The sequence below is a fragment of the Pseudomonas sp. GM48 genome (genome assembly GCF_000282335.1).
Classification (GTDB): Bacteria; Pseudomonadota; Gammaproteobacteria; order Pseudomonadales; family Pseudomonadaceae; genus Aquipseudomonas.
The window spans coordinates 1-16,410 of the sequence record NZ_AKJM01000039.1 but is presented as its reverse complement, the minus strand read 5'-3'; the positions used below and the strand labels follow the sequence as shown (position 1 = coordinate 16,410).

The window sequence follows — 16,410 nt, the reverse complement described above, 5'->3', positions numbered from 1 at the left end:
GTAGGAGCGAGCTTGCTCGCGATGGACCAGAGAACAACTCGGAGCACCAGGCTTCCCGCGTTATCGTTGACGACCATCGCGAGCAAGCTCGCTCCTACAGTGGATTGGCGTTCGATAATTTAAATTGCACACAATTCAATTGCTCGCTATGTTTGGCTCAACTTCCCGAATCCGGAGCTTTCATCATGAGCGACAACCTGCTGAGTATCCCTTGCACCACGATCAAGGGTGAGCAAAAGACCCTGGCGGATTTCGCCGGCAAAGCCGTGCTGGTGGTCAACACGGCCAGCAAATGCGGTTTCACTCCGCAGTACAAAGGCCTGGAAGAGCTGTGGCAGACCTACAAGGACCAGGGCCTGGTGGTGCTCGGTTTTCCCTGCAACCAGTTCGGCAAGCAAGAGCCGGGCAACGAAGGGGCGATCTCCGAGTTCTGCGAGCTGAACTTCGGAGTCAGCTTTCCGCTGTTCAAAAAGATCGAGGTCAATGGTGCCGACGCCCATCCGCTGTTCGTGCAACTGAAAAAACGCGCACCGGGTGTGCTGGGTTCCCAGGGCATCAAGTGGAACTTCACCAAGTTCCTGATCGGCAAGGACGGGCAACTGGTCAAGCGTTTCGCCCCGGCGACCAAGCCGCAGGACCTGACCCGCGAGATCGAAGCCTTGCTCAAATGAACACCTTGTCCGTCGATTCACTGAAACTCGACAGCCAGCTGTGTTTCAAGCTGTACGCTGCTTCCCGGGCGGTGATTCGCGCCTACAAGCCAATGCTCGATCAGTTGGGCCTGACGTACCCTCAGTACCTGGCGATGCTGGTGCTGTGGGAGTGGCAGGAAGCCGCCCCGGAGCAACCGACCGTCAAGGCATTGGGCGAGCGCCTGGCCCTGGATTCCGGCACGCTGACACCGTTGCTCAAGCGCCTCGAGCAACTGCAACTGGTGCAGCGTCAGCGTTCGGCGCGCGATGAGCGTGAAGTGCATCTGAGCCTGTCGCCAGCCGGCATGGCCTTGCGCGATCAGGTCGGGCCACTCAAGGCGCGTCTGTTGTGCGACAGCGGGGTTGATCTGAATCGTCTCAACGACTTGCGCGATGGCCTCGATCACCTGTTGGGGCAGATCAAGGCGCTGTCGTAGCAGGGATCCACAAGTCCAGCAAGGCGGCCAGTTCCTCTCGCCGGAAAGGTTTTGCCAGGTAGTCGCTCATGCCCGCGGCACGACAGCGTTCGCGCTCTTCCGACATGGCGTTGGCCGTCAGGGCGACGATGGGCAGTTGCGGCCAGCGTCCGCTGCGGCGGATTTGCCGGCTGGCCTCATAGCCGTCCATCACCGGCATGTTGCAGTCCATCAGCACCAGGTCGAATTCCCGTTGCTCAAGTTGATCCAGAGCCTCGCCACCATGAGCCGCGGTGGTGACCTCGCAGCCGAGCTTGCCGAGCATGCCCTTGGCCACCAGCTGGTTGACCGGATTATCTTCCACCAGCAGCACACGCCCGCGGCGTAGCGGGGATTGCGTATCGAGCCGGACATCATTGATCGGGTGGGTTTCCGGTTGCAGGATCCGTCGCAACATCTGATACAGCGTATTGCGTGCCAAGGGGCGTGCCTGTTGTTGCAAGGGGGCGAGGGCGTTGGCCTCTTCGCTGGGCATGAAATTGCCATAAGCGGTGATCAGCAGGATCGGCGCGCTGAGGGTGGGGCGCAAATTGAACAGGCATTCGGGACAGTCGGTGATGAGCACGTCGGCTGTCAGTCCAAGCAGTGAGTCATTCAAGGAGCGCCGTTCATAGTCCAGCCCCCATCCCGGCAACAGATTGTTGAGCAATTCGCCCAGCCCGCTGCTGGCAGCAGTGATGGCGATGACTTTGCCCTTGAGCAAAACAGCAGGTATTGCATGGGTATGGATGGGCAATGGCAAGTCCGCGCAGAACTGGCTGCCAAAGCCTGGCTCGGAGCTGATTGTCAGGCGCCCTTGCATGGCCTCGCAAAGGTTGTAGGTCAGGGCCAGGCCGAGCCCGGTGCCACCAAATTGGCGGGTAATACCGGCACCAGCCTGGGTGAAAGGCTGGAAGATTTTGACCTGAGCATCCTGAGGGATGCCGATGCCGGTGTCGCAGACTTCGATTCTGACGCCGTCCCCGAACGTCGACAGGCGCACGTCGACCCGTCCGAAACGGGTGAACTTGAGGGCGTTGGACAGCAGATTGCTGACGATCTGCCGCACCCGGGTCGGATCGCCGAGCACCAGTGCCGGGAAGTGCGGATCGATCAGGCAGGTCAGTTCGACACTGGGGGCGGCGTTCTGCGATAACAGGTTGGCGGTGTCTTCGATCAGCGAGCCGAGGTCGAAGGGGATGTGTTCGAGTTCGAGTTGACCGGCATCGAACTTCGACAAGTCGAGAATATCGTTGAGTAATTCCACCAGCACTTTGCCCGAGTCATGGGCAATGGACAGCTGCTGCTGTTGTTCGGCATTCAGCGGCCCGTCGAGGGACAGCGCGATCATCCCGAGCAAACCATTGAGTGGCGTGCGAATTTCATGGCTCATGTTGGCCAGGAACACCGAGCGGGCTTCGGCCATGTCCAGGGCGGTACTGCGGGCGGCTTCCAGTTCCTCGTTGGATTGGCTCAGCCGGGCATTGATCGCCTTGAGTTCGGCAGTGCGGGCCGAGACGATGTTTTCCAGTTGGCCGAGATACTCGGTCAGGCGGTTTTCCGCGTTGCGTCGCTGCTGGATTTCGGTGGCGGTGTTTTTGAATTGCTGGTTGGCAACCTTGACCAGTACGCCGATCTCATCGTTGGCGTGCCCGGTGGGACATTCCAGTGAGGTCGGCTCGGTACTGCTCGGGTCGCGACCGCTGAGTTCACGGATGACCCGCACCAGGGGGGTGGTCAGCATTACATAAAACAGCGCCAGCAGGATGCCGGACAGCAGCAGGCTGCGTGCAAAGCCATTGAGCAGGGTCACCTCGGCCCGGCGCAGGAACCGGTTGCCGAAGGAGTAAGTGTCGACGTTCAGCTGCAGCGTACCCAGGGATTCGTTGGGTAGATGATCCAGGTAAAGTCGGTCTTCGAACTGTCGATTGGCGTCGAACAGGAAGTCACTGAGCATCCGGTATCCGTTTTGCGCACTGGGTCGCTTGACGCTGGCCAGCACGGTGCCGTTGTTGTCGGTCAGTTTCGCGGCAATGATCGCTGGCGAGCGCAGCAGGCCCAGGGTCAGTTCCTTGGCGAGTTCGGCGTCGATGTTGTAGGCGATTCGCGAGGCCGGGTTGTGGCTGATTTCCAGTAATGAAAGGATTTCACGATTGATGGAGGCGTCTTCACTGGCATAATCGATGCCTATTTGCAGCAGGCTGAGCAGCGTGCCCAGAATGAAACCGACCAGCACGGTAAGCCGGGCTTGCTTGAACGACAGCCGGTTGGTGAATTTGATATCCATGGGGGGGTGAACCACTTCCGTTTCCTTTCGCTGCTCTAGCATAGTCGATCATGCCAGCCTATTGATGTTCACGCGGGGCCTGTATCGCGGGGGCAGCCACTTGTCTGACGCTGTATTTCGTCGCTGTATCACCATCATTACTGTGAACGTGCCTGAGGAGAAGTCGTGGATTCCCGATTGAATGCTTTTCTTGAACGCGCTGATGCCGTTCTGGCCCGTATCGAGCCGTTGCTGCCGGCGCCCCGGCCAGCCATCGACTGGACGCATTGCCTGGCCGCGCGCTGGCAGCGTGAGTCGCGCGGCGGCTATCTGTTGCCGCTGGAGGTAAGCCTCGACATGCGGTTGTCAGACCTGATCGGCGTCGACCGGCAAGTCGAACAGCTTGGGCGCAATACCCAACAGTTCCTCGACGGCATGCCCGCCAACCACGCCTTGCTCTGGGGCTCGCGCGGTACCGGCAAGTCATCGCTGGTGCGCGCCTTGTTGGCCGAGCACGCTCAAGCCGGTTTGCGCCTGATCGAGATTGAGCGTGATCACCTGGCAGACTTGCCGCGAGTGGTCGAACAGATCGCCAAACTGCCCCAGCGTTTCGTGCTGTTTTGCGATGACCTCTCGTTCGAGTCGGGCGAGGGCGAATACCGGGTACTCAAAAGCGTCCTCGATGGCTCGCTGGAACAGGCGCCGGACAACGTTTTGCTGTACGCCACGTCCAACCGTCGCCACCTGGTGCCGGAAAAGGAAAGTGACAACGAAAACTGGAAACGGGTCGACGGCGAACTGCATCCCAGCGAAGCGGTGGAAGACAAAATCGCGCTGTCGGATCGCTTCGGCCTGTGGCTGTCATTCTATCCGTTTACCCAGGAACATTTCCTCAACGTCGTCGAGCACTGGATCGGCCAGTTGGCCGGCAAGGCCGGACTGGTGTGGCAGCGCAGCGAAGAGCTGGACATTCTGGCGGTGCGCTGGGCCACCGGCCGTGGCAATCGCAATGGACGTTGCGCCTATCAATTTGCCCGTTATTGGGTCGGGCTGAAGCTGTTGGAGCACAAGGCATGATCGATTTACAAAAGAGCGGCCAGGGCCTCGAAGGCTACGGCATGCTGCACGCGCAGCTTGAGTCCTTGTTGGCGGACGAGCGGGATTTCATTGCCAATGCCGCGCAGTTCTCGGCGTTTCTGTTCAATCAGCTCGATGACTTGAACTGGGCCGGTTTCTACCTCAACCGCAATGAAGAACTGGTGTTGGGCCCGTTTCAGGGGCAGATCGCTTGCGTGCGGATTCCGTTCGGTCGCGGTGTATGCGGGGCGGCCGCAGCCACCTTGCAGACCCAACGGGTCGAAGATGTTCACGCGTTTCCCGGCCACATTGCCTGCGACAGCGCCTCGAACAGCGAACTGGTGGTGCCGCTGGTCAAGGACGGCCGATTGATCGGCGTGCTCGATCTCGACAGTCCGAAGCTCGCGCGCTTCAGCGCACAGGACCAGGCTGGAATCGAACGACTGGCGGCGATTTTCCTGCGCCTGACCGACTGCTGATCAAGATGCCAGGCCTGCCTTGGCCAGCAGGCTCGACAGATGACGAATGGGTTCATGGGGGGGCGTACAGGTCCAGCCGGACATCCTGCTCAATGCGGTTGAAGAGTTTTTCACTGCTGGACAGTATGATTTGTGTGGTTTGCCGATAGTTGAAAAGACCCGGCACCACCCCGGTCAGCAACAACAAAAAGGTGAACATCACGCTGATATGGACATGCAGGGGAAACCGGCGTGGGTCCGTGCGCAGTGGGTCAGGCATTGCGGTTTTCTCCAGGATGGTCAACACGCTGCTGAGGGTCCAGGCATAGTTAAGGCTCTGTCATTTTGCTTTCGTCGCAATGCTCGATCTGACGTAGTAACGCGTGCTCCAGCTCAAGCATGGCGCGCTCCATGGTTTTGCAGCATCCAGCCACTTTTTCGTGATCGGAATCCTTATGGCAGGCTGCTTCGAGCGCCTCACAGCGGTCGATCAAACGAGAGGCCTGCACTATCCGGGCCGCGCCTTTGATTTTGTGGGCAATGTCCTGCAACGCCTGCGTGTCCCCGGAGCTGGATAGCGACAGCAGTGTTTGCAGGTCCTGGCGGTTGCTGCTCACCAACTCGTTCAGCAATCGCTGGTTCAAGATCGGGTTACCCCCGGTCAGCAGTTTCAACCCCTGGAGGCTGAACGCCGGGGCTGCATGGGCCGGTTCAATGCCTTCCACCCATTGACTCAAGGCGCCAAGGCTGAGGGGTTTGAACAGGCAGTCGTCCATTCCGGCTTGTTTGCAGCGTTGTATTTCTTCCGGTTGTGCGTTGGCGGTAAACCCGAGAACGGTGCAGGGAGGACGATGGTTTTGTCGTTCATGCCGGCGAATGGCGCGGGCCAGCTCGTAACCGTTCATGACCGGCATGTTGCAGTCGGCGATCACCAGATCAAACGGTTGGTCTTTCCACACCTCGAATCCCTCCTTGCCATCGGCCGCGACGGTGAATCGATGGCCAATAAACTCCAGTTGCTGGCAGGTGAGCAGACGATTGGCCGAGTGATCGTCGACCACCAGAACATTCAATGGAGTTGTAGCGATGACGACTTGCGTTTCGGCTACCTGGGCTGACTGTTGCAGCGGCAACGTTGCCAGTTGCAGTAAAACCTGCACTTGAGTGCCGACGCCCGGCTCACTGTGCAATTGCAGGCTGCCGCCCATCATTTCGCACAGGTTGCGGCTGATCACCAGCCCCAGCCCTGCGCCCCCTCTGGCCGATTGCATGGCGTTGTCGGCCTGGGCAAAGGGTTCGAACAGGCGCTGTTGATCCTGTTCGCTGATCCCGATACCACTGTCGTGAACCTGCACCCGCATTTGCACGTGCTCGGGTTCCGTTGCCGGATGCAGGTCGACAATGACCCGGACCTGGCCATGCTCGGTAAACTTGATGGCATTGCTGACCAGGTTGGAGAGCACTTGCTTGAAGCGCAAAGGGTCCAGCAGCACATCGACGGCCGGGTTGACCGACGAAAACTCCAGCACCAGCTCGAGTTCCTTCTGTCGAGCCAGACCATCGAAAATCCGTAGGACCGAGGCCACAAGTTCACCCGGGTTGACGCGCTCCGGGCTCAGGCTCAAGCGTCCCGATTCGATTCTGGCGATGTCGAGAATGTCGCCGATCAGCTCCAGCAACCCTTGCGCCGAGTTGTACGCGACATCAATGGCCGGACGCTCCGGGTGCTGATGATCAAGACGCTTGAGTGTCAGTTCGAGCATGCCGATGATCGCGTTCATCGGCGTGCGGATTTCATGGCTCATCGTGGCCAGAAACGTGCTTTTGGCCCGGTTGGCTTTATCGGCACGCTCTTTCGCGTAACGCAGGTCATCGAGCAGTTGCCGCCGTTCGCTGATGTCGATCCAGCCACCGATAATGCCTTGGACTTTTGCGCTGGAATCCCGATAGGGCAGAATCCAGTGATAGATCGTCAGCTTCCGGCCACCGATATGCAGCTCGCGATCGACAATCAGCGGTCTGCCCTCGGCCACCACGCGCTGATAGTCGGCCTGGTACTCCCGGGCTTCGAACACATTGCTCATCGATCCCTGCATGACGCTTTTGCCAATGACATCTTCACGCCTGGCGCAGAACGCCTGCAGGTAACTGTCGTTGCAACTTTGCAGTAGCCCCTGGCAATCACGTACGTAAATCGGATGCGGCGTGCCATTGACCAGCGATCGCATGAACTCGAATTGATCGTTCAACGCACGTTCGGCGGCCTTGCGCTGCTTGATCTGGCGTCGCATGTAATCGTTCCACGCAATGGAAATCAGCAGCAACACGCCTGCACCGATGACGATCTGGTAGAACAGTCTTTGATAGTTGCGCCAGGTGCTTTGCGAGGACGCCGAGTAGCCGCGCCAGCGACTGTTGATGATGCCCAGTTCCTCCGGTGAGATGCTCAGTAACGCCTTGTCGAGGATGGCGTTCAACTCTTTGGCGTCCCGGGCTGTGGCAAGGGAGAACGCCGCCTGCTCGGTGCCGATGGTGGTGCTGATTTGCAATGTGTGCTCGAAGAGCCGCGACGAAATGAAGTAGTTGGCAATGATCAGTGAATTCACGGCGCCGTCGGCCCGACCTTCGGCAAGCATCTCTACGGCGCTGAAGGTGTCCTGGGTTTCGATCAACCTGATCCGGGGAAACTCTCTGCGCAGGTAGTCCATGAGTGGGTTGCCTCGGGCAATTGCCAGGCGCTTGTCCTGCAACTGCTCAAGGTTGGCCGGGCTGTCGGCGGCTTTGCGGGTCAGCAGGACGGAAGAATTCTCCAGAAAGGGGCGGGTAAAGTTCAGTTGGGTCTGACGTTGGGTGCTGGGGAGCAGTGCGGCGATCACATCGGCCTTGTTGTTCCTGATCTGTTCGATCATCTCGTCATCGCTTCGACTGCGTCGGATGTCAAAGCGCAAGCCGGTGCGCAGCCTGATCAGTTCAAGCAAGTCAGCGGTGACCCCGCGAAAGTTGCCATTGCTGTCGAAAAACGTCAGTGGCGCAAAGGCTTCGTTGACGACCACGCGCACCATCGGATGGTGTGCCAGCCAGCGTTCTTCCCGGTCAGTGAGTTGCAGCTTTTGATCGGTAAGCAGAATGTCGCTACCGGCGCTCCAGCGTTTGGCGATGTTTTCTCGTTCACTGGAGGGGATGGCCCCGATCATCGAGTTGATGATGCCGAGCAGTTCGGGGTTGTTCCTGTTCACGGCAAAGCTGAAACCATGGGCTTCGTGTTTGCCGAAGTTGGCCATGCGGATGTTATTCAAATACCCCTTGTTGATCATGTAGTGAGTTGAAATGGTGTCACCGAGAAACACGTCCGCCTGGTCGAAGGCAACGGCGTTGATCGCATTCTGGTAGGACGGATAGGACGTGATGATCGCCTTCGGATACAACGCCCTGACTTCCGGCAGCGGCAAGTAGTGATACACCATGCTCAGGCGCAATCCGGCCAGGCCATCGGCAAGGGATCGGGTTTCCCTTTCACGGGTCACCAATACGGGTTGGTCGACGGCATAGGGTGTGGACAGAGCAATACCGGCATTGCCAGCTTCGAAGCCATTGGCGGTGCCGAGCAGATCCACTTCGCCGTTTTGCAGTGCAGCGATCGCTGCCCCTCGGGAATCGAAACGCAGAACCGTGACAGGCAGACCGGTTGTTTTTTCCAGAAGGCCGGCGTAATCGGCAGTAAACCCTTCATAGTCCTGACCACTGGTCGTCAGGTCGAAAGGCGGATAGTCCGGGGCGGACGTACCAAGGGTCAGTCGATGTTTGCGTTGTATCCACTGTCGTTGGGATTCATCCAGTCGAACCTCCAGAGCCCCGGCCTTCGAGCGGCTGAGCAGCGTGTATTGTTCACTGCCCGGTGCCCCGAACAACGAGGTGCTCACGCATAGGCCTGCGGTCACTTGAATCAGATAGACCTTCAAACGGCTGGGCATCCAGGTTCTCACACTAGTGCGTTACGTTTTGCCATCTCGATAAGTTCAACCAGGGATTTGGCTTTGAGTTTCTGCATGAGGCGCTTTTTGTAGGTGCTCACAGTCTTGTTGCTCAGAAACATTCCCTTGGCGATTTCCTTGTTCGTGCGACCTTGGGCAAAAAGTTGCAAGACCATCAATTCCCGGTCGTTCACGGTTTTGAACAGTTCCAGTTCGATGCAGCGTGTTTCATCTCCGCGGACGGGGTTCAAAGTCTCGCTCGGGAAATAGTTGTAACCTGCAAATACCGCTTTTATCGCGCTGACCAGTTCACTGATGTCTTCTTGTTTGCAGACATAGCCCGATGCACCGGATTGCATGCAACGAATGCCGAAAAGTGTCGGGCATTGTGCCGTCAGTACCAGTGTTTTAAGGGGTGTGCTCATTGCGTTGAATCGGGATAGCACTTCCAGGCCATCCAGCTTTGGAATGCTGATGTCGAGAATGACCAGGTCCGGCATGCATTCGCGAACCATCTGCATGGCGTCGACCCCATTGTCAGTTTCGCCGACGACTTTGTAACCTTCATGTTCCAGTAACATTCGAACGGCAAGGCGGATAACGGGGTGATCGTCGACAATAAAAACGGAGTTCATAATCAAGTCCCATGCAAGCTCAAATAAAGCGCGCACCTTAGCTCAGATACTTGAAGGGACGCATGAACTGACGGAGCTGTAGCAGCAATATAGGAGAAGTCCTACAGATTAAAAAGAATTGGACTACGCATTAACTAGGTTTTTTATTAGGAAGGCTGAATCTGGCCAATGTTCAGGTGTGCTTTAAAAGAAGGTTTCCTGTGAGTTTTTTGTTGTTTGTTTTTCGACTATTGCATGTGTGTTTTTTACAGTGGTGCTGAGGTCAACAAGTTTCTAAATTCAGATTGTTTCAATGGTTTTATCAAGTAACCCAATAATGGCAGCCCGTGTTCAGTGGCCGCTTTTTCAAGTTCATCCAGTTCAGAAGTCGTCAGACTGCTCAGAATGATCGCCTGCCTGATCAACCCTCGCTGGCTGGCGAACCGGACCAGATCGAGTCCCGTCAGATCGGGCAGGCATTGATCGCATAAAAGGACGTCGAACGGTTGGGCAGCCCCGAGCATTTGCTGCATGGCGCCTTTGGCGCTGTCGGTGGTAGTCAGTCGGTTGAAGCCATAACTTTCCAGCAGGTATTGAGTGGCTATTAGTTGGAAGGGGTGGTCTTCCACCACGAGGATGCGTAGATCGTTTTCGGCCATGGGGCGCACTTCATCTGTCGAACAGAAGGGAGGGCGATTGTTTCGCGAGTGTGTTGGGCAAGCGATCAGTTCGCTCGCCATGTGCTGTAGGGCGATTCGACGAAACTTGAGTGTTGTTGGATGTTGAAGGGTTGATCAGCCATAACCGGTGCCGTAATGGCTGATCAATCGACACACCTTAGTGGCGGGAGCGGCCGGTCATCTCCAGGGCCATGTCACCGGCATAGCTGTCGGTCATGCCGGCGATGAAGTCAATCATGCGCAAAAACGAAGTGTGCAATGGACCATGAGGATCGGGGGCGTTGTTGCCCAGCAGGTCAAGGATGCGGCGGCTCTTGAACGACGGGGTACGACCGTTGTGCTGCTCCAGCGCTGCACCGCAAAAGGCGTTGAGCAGGATTTCCAGCGTGGTGTAGGCGCCGATCTCATGCAGGGTCTTGCGCTTGTCCTGGAAGATTTTCTTGCGAGCCATGTCCTTGGCATTCAACACGCAGCGCTTGGCCGGACCGTGCATGTGTTCCACGAGATCGCCGGGCAGCGTACCGGCCAGCAGCGCGTCCTGTTGCTCGACAAAGGCGCGGGCCGCCGCATTGGTCAAGTGTTCGATGGCTTTACCGCGCAGGATCGCCAGTTTGCGTCGGCGCGAATCACCAGGACCGAGCTGGCGGTAGGTCTCCGGCAAGTCATCGCCCACCAGGCCCAGCAGCAGGGACTCGACTTCGGCGTATTCCAGCAACTCCATTTCCAGGCCGTCTTCCAGGTCGATCAGCGCATAGCAGATGTCGTCGGCGGCTTCCATCAGGTACACCAGCGGATGCCGTGCCCAGCGTTGCTCCTCCAGTTGCGGCAGGCCGAGTTTATGGGCGATCTGCTCCAATAGCGGCAGCTCGCTCTGATAACACCCGAACTTGTGTTTTTTGTAGCCCAGCGAGTCGGCGTGCTTGGCCGCCCATGGATATTTCAAGTACGTACCCAGCGTTGCATATGTCAGTCGGGTGCCGCCGTCGAACTGGTGATACTCCAGTTGGGTGAGTACCCGAAAGCCTTGGGCATTGCCTTCGAAGTTCAGGAAGTCATTGCGCTCGGCTTCACTCATTGCATCCAGCCAGCCACGTCCTGCTGCTTGCTGGAACCAGTGCCGGATCGCGTCTTCACCGGAGTGGCCGAAAGGCGGGTTGCCGATGTCGTGTGCCAGGCAGGCCGATTGCACCACCATCCCCAGGTCGCTGGGTTCGCACCAGTCGGGCAGGGCGTTGCGGATGGTTTCGCCGACCCGCATGCCCAGTGAGCGCCCCACGCAACTGACTTCCAGTGAGTGGGTCAGGCGCGTATGAATGTGATCATTGCTGGACACCGGATGAACCTGGGTCTTGCGCCCGAGGCGACGGAAAGCCCCCGAAAAAATAATGCGGTCATGGTCTTTGTGAAAAGGACTGCGGCCGAGCTCTTCAGGGCTGTGCAGCGGTTTTCCGAGGCGTTCGCGGGTAAGCAGGGTGTGCCAATCCAAGGCGGGGTCTCTCCGTCAGGTGACTGATGGCCTAGCTTCCCGTTTCGCGCCATGACCTGCAAGCGGAACTCGTCGATCACCAGGTTTCCCTGGCAAGGTGTTGTTTCTGGAGGGTGCCTGTTGACCGGGCAGGTGCACAGGATGGCCCCCCCTCGATAGAGGGGCGCATCCCGTTGATGTTGCAAGAGTGCAGCCAGAAAGAAACCGGTCAGTCTTTGCGCGAAGAGCCCTGCATGATCAGTTTGATCAGCGGCCCCAGTGTGGTGCCGAGCTGGACCAGCCGGGTCAGACTGCCGAGGCCACCACCGTTTTTTGCACCCTTGCCGGTCAGAAAGCCCAGCAAGGTGACGGCGGCCACGCCCCAGAGTGGCGCGTGTTTGATGCCGAAGCCGTCCTGCAGGTTTTGCGTCATCCCGCGCACGCGTTGCAAGGGTTGCAGCAGTTGCGCTGATTCGTGGCGGATTTCCTGACGATGCATTTCCATGCGCAGACGGATCAGTGCCTTGCGCATTTCCGTGCGCGAGCTGTTGTGTGGCAGTTCAGGCAGGCTCATGGCAGCAGGCGCTCCCGATCGTTGGCCAGCTCTTCCAGCGTGCCATTGAAGGGCGAGGACTCATCGAAAATCGCTGCTCTCAAGCGCATTCCACAGAATAGGGCGGCGAGGGTGTAGAACACACAGAGCCCGATGATGGCGGTCAGGCGATACGTGTCCCAAAACACGATAAGCACCAGCGTCGACAATCCCACCAACAGCAACAACGCAAACACCAGGGCCAGGCCGGCAAACAGCAACAGGCTGACGGTGCGGGCTTTCTGTTCCTGCAATTCGATGCCGAACAGTTCGACATGGCTGTGCAGCAACCCAAGGAAGGCAGCACCCAGGCGCCGCGATGAGGAGCTTGTTCCCGTTACAGACGGGCCGGATTCGCCGATCGACATATCAGCGCCGGCTGGCCAGCAGGCCGATCAGGAAACCCACGCCGGCCGCGATCCCGACGGATTGCCAAGGGTTGGCCTGGACATAGTCTTCGGTGGCGGTGACAGCAGCCTTGCCGCGTTCGCGCAGGGAGTCTTCGGTCAGCTTCAGGGTTTCACGGGCACGCAACAGACTGTCGTGAATCTGCTCGCGCAACTCGTCGGCCTGATCGCCGGCCAGGGTCGCGGTGTGCTCCAGCAACCGTTCGGTGTCACTGACCAGTGTCTGAAAGTCGTTCATCAGGATTTCTTGAGCAGTCTTTGCCTGGGTGCGGGCCATGGTGGATCTCCATAAGTGGCTTTCTGATGTGTTCGAGTATGAGCCTTCGGCGAAGGTTCAGTACAAATGACTGGTACAACTTTTGCTGTGTCGTGGTGCGCCGGTCCGCGCCATTGCGCTATAGCCGGGCATGATTTCAGTAAAACCGTAGGACCAACAATCAAAAACTCGCGCAAACGTCCGGGGCACGTTTTTCCCGGACGGTGTTCGTGCACCAAGGCGGTTCAACGAGATCAGTCCGCTGATGCTTCGAAGCCGCAACTTGGTGCATGGACAGGCTTCGCGAACTGCTTTGGTGCTTTTTTCTGCCATAAGGTCTGCCCATCCGATGGAAAATCTGCAAAGCGCCGTGGACACCCTGGTCCATAGCTCCAACACGCTGTTCATTCTGATCGGTGCGGTCATGGTTCTGGCCATGCACGCCGGTTTTGCCTTTCTCGAAGTCGGAACCGTGCGACAGAAAAACCAGGTCAATGCGCTGTCGAAAATCCTCAGTGACTTCGCCGTTTCGACACTGGCTTACTTCTTTATAGGCTATTGGATTTCCTATGGCGTGACGTTCATGCAACCAGCGGCCGTGCTCAATGCCGACCATGGCTATGGACTGGTGAAGTTTTTCTTCCTGCTGACCTTTGCCGCGGCGATCCCGGCGATCATTTCCGGAGGGATCGCCGAGCGCGCCAGGTTTGTCCCGCAACTGTGTGCGACAGCATTGATTGTTGCGTTTATCTATCCGTTCTTCGAAGGCATGGTCTGGAACGGCAACCTGGGCTTGCAGGCCTGGTTGCTGGAGCGCTTTGGTGCCGGTTTCCATGATTTTGCCGGCTCGGTGGTGGTGCATGCCATGGGCGGTTGGCTGGCGCTGGCGGCGGTGTTGTTGCTCGGGCCGCGTAACGGCCGTTATCGCGACGGACGCCTGGTCGCGTTCGCGCCATCGAGCATCCCGTTTCTGGCGTTGGGCTCGTGGATCCTGATCGTCGGCTGGTTCGGCTTCAACGTCATGAGCGCGCAAACCCTGCAAGGTGTCAGCGGACTGGTGGCAGTGAACTCGCTGATGGCCATGGTTGGCGGTACGGTGGCCGCGCTGATTGTCGGGCGCAACGACCCCGGCTTTCTGCATAACGGCCCGTTGGCGGGGCTCGTGGCAATCTGTGCCGGTTCTGACCTGATGCATCCCGTGGGGGCGCTGGTTACCGGTGCCATCGCGGGGGCGCTGTTTGTCTGGTGCTTTACCGCAGCCCAAGGCAAATGGCGTATCGACGATGTATTGGGTGTGTGGCCGCTGCACGGCTTGTGCGGTGTATGGGGCGGCATTGCCTGCGGCATTTTCGGCCAGAGTGCCTTGGGCGGCCTGGGTGGGGTCAGCCTGATCAGCCAGTTGATTGGCACCGCGCTGGGCGTGACCGTAGCCCTGGCCGGCGGGTTTTCGGTGTACGGCGTGATCAAGGCGCTGCATGGCTTGCGCCTGAGTCAGGAAGAGGAGTATTACGGCGCGGATTTGTCGATTCACAAGATTGGCGCAGTGAGCCAGGACTGATTCAGGTCTCTACATGGTTGGTGGTATCAGGGCAGGGGCTCAATGGCTCGACGGCTATTCGGGGCAGGCCTAGAATGATCACTTCAATTTTTGGTTGAGCGCTCATGCTTCCTGAATGTCAGCTGTTCGGCACCCTTGGATGCCATCTCTGTGAAGTGGCTGAAGCCATGTTGATGGAGTTTGTCGAGCGCGGTCTGCTGGTGGAACTGGTGGATATTGCCGACAAGGAAACATGGTTCGCAGCTTACAGCCTGCGTATTCCAGTGCTGCGACGAGTCGATACCGGCGCTGAACTGGGCTGGCCGTTCAGTGCCGATGAGGTGGTGGCGTTCCTGCGCTAAGCGTTTTTGCGCTGGCGCTAGCTCCCGCCTGTCGAACTTTGCGATTGATCCCCTTGGCTTATACGGTGTTGATCGGATACTGTATGCGTATACAGCTATTCGCGGTGCCTGCCTGCCGTTGCCGATTTTCGGGAGCGAGCAGGCAGCCCGGGCGTGAGAGGGATGAATCGTGGTCAATGTCGAACAATTGAAGAGCAGCGTGAACCGGATGTCCGCAGACGTCGTGCACGAGGCCGTCCGTGAGTTGCGTCTGGATGGTCTGGTGACCGAGGGAAAAACGCCCTTCAACAAAACGCATTTCAATACCTGTTTCGCTGAAATCGAAGCCTTGTTTCAACGCGCGGGTTATCACCGGCAACTCGATGTCGTGGGTTATCAGGGGTTGTTGTACGCCCTGTATGACCCCGCTCGCTGGGAGGCGGTCGATGTGCTGCGCTGGCTCAAGGAGTACACCGAGGCGGCGGCACGCACGCAGATCCCGGCATAAGGAATCTCCTCTAGGTTCATTCCCCCCTGCTGTTGGATAATGCCGCTCTGCACTGAGGGTTAGAGCTTTCGTATGTCCACTTCTTCTTTTTCCGCGGCACACAGTCAGGCCAGTACGCTCTACTTGCCACCTGGCCCGTGGCAGACCGTTGTCGATTGCCTGTGTGAGCATTTCAGCGCTATCGGTCGTGAACAATGGCTGGACAGAATCGCCCGTGGCCGGGTCCTCGATGGGCAGGGCATGCCGATCGCCCTCGACCTGGCCTACAAGGAAGGTTTGCGGATTCATTATTTTCGCGAAGTGCCGGATGAAAAGCCGATCCCGGTGATCGAGTCGATCCTGTACGCGGATGAGCATCTGGTGGTGGCCGACAAACCGCACTTCCTGCCTGTGACACCGGCTGGCGAATACGTTGAACAGACGCTGCTGAGGCGCTTGATCCGGCGCCTGGATAATCCGCATCTGGTGCCATTGCATCGCATTGACCGGCATACCGCGGGGCTCGTGCTGTTTTCCGCCAACCCGAAGACTCGTTCGGCTTATCAGTCCTTGTTTCCAACCCGGCAGATCGAAAAACGCTACGAGGCCATCGCACGGGCGTTGCCTGATCTTGCTTTCCCGCTGGTTCATAAAAGCCGGCTGGTCGATGGCGAACCGTTCTTCCGCATGCAGGAGGGCCCCGGGGCCAGCAACACCGAGACTGCGGTAGAGGTCAGGGAGAAACAGGGAGATCTCTGGCGTTATGGTCTTTACCCGGTAACGGGCAAGAAACATCAGCTGCGGGTCCATATGGCAGCGTTGGGAGCCGGTATCTGCAACGACCCGTTTTACCCCGAGGTGCTCAAGGATGCAGAAGATGACTACGCCAATCCTTTGAAATTGCTGGCTCAGGGGCTGAAATTTATCGATCCGGTCACGGGCCAGGAGCGAGCGTTCGAGAGTGAAATCACCCTGCAATGGTGATCAAAAAACGACCCTGAAGCGCTAATGCCAGTCAGTTAAGCGGTAATGCGATCTGTAGCAGCTGCCGAGCCCGCGAGGCTGCGTTCGGCTGCATAGCAGTCGTGAGTCCAGCTGACGCGGCCTGCCTG

Annotated in this window: 16 protein-coding genes and 1 pseudogene; 8 read left to right on the top strand and 9 right to left on the bottom strand. The window is 58.2% G+C overall.

The window, feature by feature from the left end; genetic code table 11:
- Nucleotides 1–185: 185 nt before the first annotated feature.
- Entirely contained in the window at nucleotides 186–671 is a 486-nt protein-coding gene (locus PMI28_RS22970) for a glutathione peroxidase (protein WP_007983498.1), read from the top strand.
- The gene (locus PMI28_RS22975; protein ID WP_007983496.1) at nucleotides 668–1,129 is read left to right on the top strand and encodes a MarR family winged helix-turn-helix transcriptional regulator; all 462 of its coding nucleotides are present in this window, start codon (nucleotides 668–670) and stop codon (nucleotides 1,127–1,129) included. The genes PMI28_RS22970 and PMI28_RS22975 overlap by 4 nt, the downstream gene beginning before the upstream one ends.
- On the opposite strand, the gene PMI28_RS22980 is transcribed toward PMI28_RS22975, so the two are convergent.
- A complete protein-coding gene (locus PMI28_RS22980; RefSeq protein WP_007983494.1) occupies nucleotides 1,113–3,476 on the bottom strand; it encodes a hybrid sensor histidine kinase/response regulator in 2,364 nt (787 codons plus the stop codon). The two genes, PMI28_RS22975 and PMI28_RS22980, sit on opposite strands and share 17 nt — an antisense overlap.
- A gap of 123 nt (nucleotides 3,477–3,599) precedes the next feature.
- On the opposite strand from PMI28_RS22980, the gene PMI28_RS22985 reads away from it, so the two are divergent.
- Entirely contained in the window at nucleotides 3,600–4,490 is an 891-nt protein-coding gene (locus PMI28_RS22985; RefSeq protein WP_007983492.1) for an ATP-binding protein, read from the top strand.
- The gene (locus PMI28_RS22990) at nucleotides 4,487–4,969 is read left to right on the top strand and encodes a GAF domain-containing protein (RefSeq protein ID WP_007983490.1); all 483 of its coding nucleotides are present in this window, start codon (nucleotides 4,487–4,489) and stop codon (nucleotides 4,967–4,969) included. Before PMI28_RS22985 ends, PMI28_RS22990 begins: the two co-directional genes overlap by 4 nt.
- Nucleotides 4,970–4,990: 21 nt before the next feature.
- On the opposite strand, the pseudogene PMI28_RS22995 reads toward PMI28_RS22990, so the two are convergent.
- The 8 genes and pseudogenes from PMI28_RS22995 to PMI28_RS23030 form a co-directional block, all read right to left on the bottom strand.
- Nucleotides 4,991–5,228 (bottom strand): annotated as a pseudogene (locus PMI28_RS22995) (hypothetical protein); the annotation flags it as partial.
- Between the two features lie 49 nt (nucleotides 5,229–5,277).
- Nucleotides 5,278–8,919: a transporter substrate-binding domain-containing protein gene (locus PMI28_RS23000; RefSeq protein ID WP_007983485.1), complete on the bottom strand. Its 3,642-nt coding sequence runs from the start codon at nucleotides 8,917–8,919 to the stop codon at nucleotides 5,278–5,280.
- 8 nt (nucleotides 8,920–8,927) lie between these two features.
- On the bottom strand, nucleotides 8,928–9,554 hold the full coding sequence (locus PMI28_RS23005; protein WP_007983483.1) for a response regulator transcription factor: 627 nt from the start codon (nucleotides 9,552–9,554) through the stop codon (nucleotides 8,928–8,930).
- 245 nt (nucleotides 9,555–9,799) lie between these two features.
- Nucleotides 9,800–10,192, bottom strand: a complete 393-nt coding sequence (locus PMI28_RS23010) for a response regulator (protein WP_007983480.1) — start codon at nucleotides 10,190–10,192, stop codon at nucleotides 9,800–9,802.
- Nucleotides 10,193–10,370: 178 nt separating this feature from the next.
- Complete coding sequence (locus PMI28_RS23015; protein WP_007983478.1) at nucleotides 10,371–11,699, bottom strand: deoxyguanosinetriphosphate triphosphohydrolase; 1,329 nt, start codon at nucleotides 11,697–11,699, stop codon at nucleotides 10,371–10,373.
- A 208-nt stretch (nucleotides 11,700–11,907) separates the two neighbouring features.
- On the bottom strand, nucleotides 11,908–12,252 hold the full coding sequence (locus tag PMI28_RS23020) for a hypothetical protein (RefSeq protein WP_007983476.1): 345 nt from the start codon (nucleotides 12,250–12,252) through the stop codon (nucleotides 11,908–11,910).
- Nucleotides 12,249–12,638 carry a phage holin family protein gene (locus tag PMI28_RS23025; protein ID WP_007983474.1) on the bottom strand — a complete coding sequence of 130 codons (390 nt, stop codon included), beginning with the start codon at nucleotides 12,636–12,638 and terminating at the stop codon, nucleotides 12,249–12,251. Before PMI28_RS23025 ends, PMI28_RS23020 begins: the two co-directional genes overlap by 4 nt.
- Nucleotide 12,639: 1 nt before the next feature.
- Entirely contained in the window at nucleotides 12,640–12,954 is a 315-nt protein-coding gene (locus tag PMI28_RS23030) for a DUF883 family protein (RefSeq protein WP_007983472.1), read from the bottom strand.
- Between the two features lie 328 nt (nucleotides 12,955–13,282).
- Between PMI28_RS23030 and PMI28_RS23035 the strand changes: the two genes are divergently transcribed.
- The 4 genes from PMI28_RS23035 (at nucleotide 13,283) to PMI28_RS23050 (ending at nucleotide 16,282) form a co-directional block, all read left to right on the top strand.
- On the top strand, nucleotides 13,283–14,491 hold the full coding sequence (locus PMI28_RS23035) for an ammonium transporter (RefSeq protein ID WP_007983469.1): 1,209 nt from the start codon (nucleotides 13,283–13,285) through the stop codon (nucleotides 14,489–14,491).
- A gap of 104 nt (nucleotides 14,492–14,595) precedes the next feature.
- On the top strand, nucleotides 14,596–14,832 hold the full coding sequence (locus tag PMI28_RS23040) for a glutaredoxin family protein (protein ID WP_007983467.1): 237 nt from the start codon (nucleotides 14,596–14,598) through the stop codon (nucleotides 14,830–14,832).
- A gap of 169 nt (nucleotides 14,833–15,001) precedes the next feature.
- Nucleotides 15,002–15,319 carry a hypothetical protein gene (locus PMI28_RS23045; RefSeq protein WP_007983466.1) on the top strand — a complete coding sequence of 106 codons (318 nt, stop codon included), beginning with the start codon at nucleotides 15,002–15,004 and terminating at the stop codon, nucleotides 15,317–15,319.
- A gap of 72 nt (nucleotides 15,320–15,391) precedes the next feature.
- The gene (locus tag PMI28_RS23050) at nucleotides 15,392–16,282 is read left to right on the top strand and encodes a pseudouridine synthase (RefSeq protein WP_007983464.1); all 891 of its coding nucleotides are present in this window, start codon (nucleotides 15,392–15,394) and stop codon (nucleotides 16,280–16,282) included.
- Nucleotides 16,283–16,410: the final 128 nt, after the last annotated feature.

What these genes read in the sequence shown, in the direction of transcription:
- PMI28_RS22970 (WP_007983498.1), top strand. Translation starts at nt 186, where the DNA reads ATGAGCGACAACCTGCTGAGTATCCCTTGCACCACGATCAAGGGTGAG.
- PMI28_RS22975 (WP_007983496.1), top strand. Translation starts at nt 668, where the DNA reads ATGAACACCTTGTCCGTCGATTCACTGAAACTCGACAGCCAGCTGTGT.
- PMI28_RS22980 (WP_007983494.1), bottom strand. Translation starts at nt 3,476, where the DNA reads ATGCTAGAGCAGCGAAAGGAAACGGAAGTGGTTCACCCCCCCATGGAT.
- PMI28_RS22990 (WP_007983490.1), top strand. Translation starts at nt 4,487, where the DNA reads ATGATCGATTTACAAAAGAGCGGCCAGGGCCTCGAAGGCTACGGCATG.
- PMI28_RS23000 (WP_007983485.1), bottom strand. Translation starts at nt 8,919, where the DNA reads ATGCCCAGCCGTTTGAAGGTCTATCTGATTCAAGTGACCGCAGGCCTA.
- PMI28_RS23005 (WP_007983483.1), bottom strand. Translation starts at nt 9,554, where the DNA reads ATGAACTCCGTTTTTATTGTCGACGATCACCCCGTTATCCGCCTTGCC.
- PMI28_RS23010 (WP_007983480.1), bottom strand. Translation starts at nt 10,192, where the DNA reads ATGGCCGAAAACGATCTACGCATCCTCGTGGTGGAAGACCACCCCTTC.
- PMI28_RS23020 (WP_007983476.1), bottom strand. Translation starts at nt 12,252, where the DNA reads ATGAGCCTGCCTGAACTGCCACACAACAGCTCGCGCACGGAAATGCGC.
- PMI28_RS23025 (WP_007983474.1), bottom strand. Translation starts at nt 12,638, where the DNA reads ATGTCGATCGGCGAATCCGGCCCGTCTGTAACGGGAACAAGCTCCTCA.
- PMI28_RS23030 (WP_007983472.1), bottom strand. Translation starts at nt 12,954, where the DNA reads ATGGCCCGCACCCAGGCAAAGACTGCTCAAGAAATCCTGATGAACGAC.
- PMI28_RS23035 (WP_007983469.1), top strand. Translation starts at nt 13,283, where the DNA reads ATGGAAAATCTGCAAAGCGCCGTGGACACCCTGGTCCATAGCTCCAAC.
- PMI28_RS23040 (WP_007983467.1), top strand. Translation starts at nt 14,596, where the DNA reads ATGCTTCCTGAATGTCAGCTGTTCGGCACCCTTGGATGCCATCTCTGT.
- PMI28_RS23050 (WP_007983464.1), top strand. Translation starts at nt 15,392, where the DNA reads ATGTCCACTTCTTCTTTTTCCGCGGCACACAGTCAGGCCAGTACGCTC.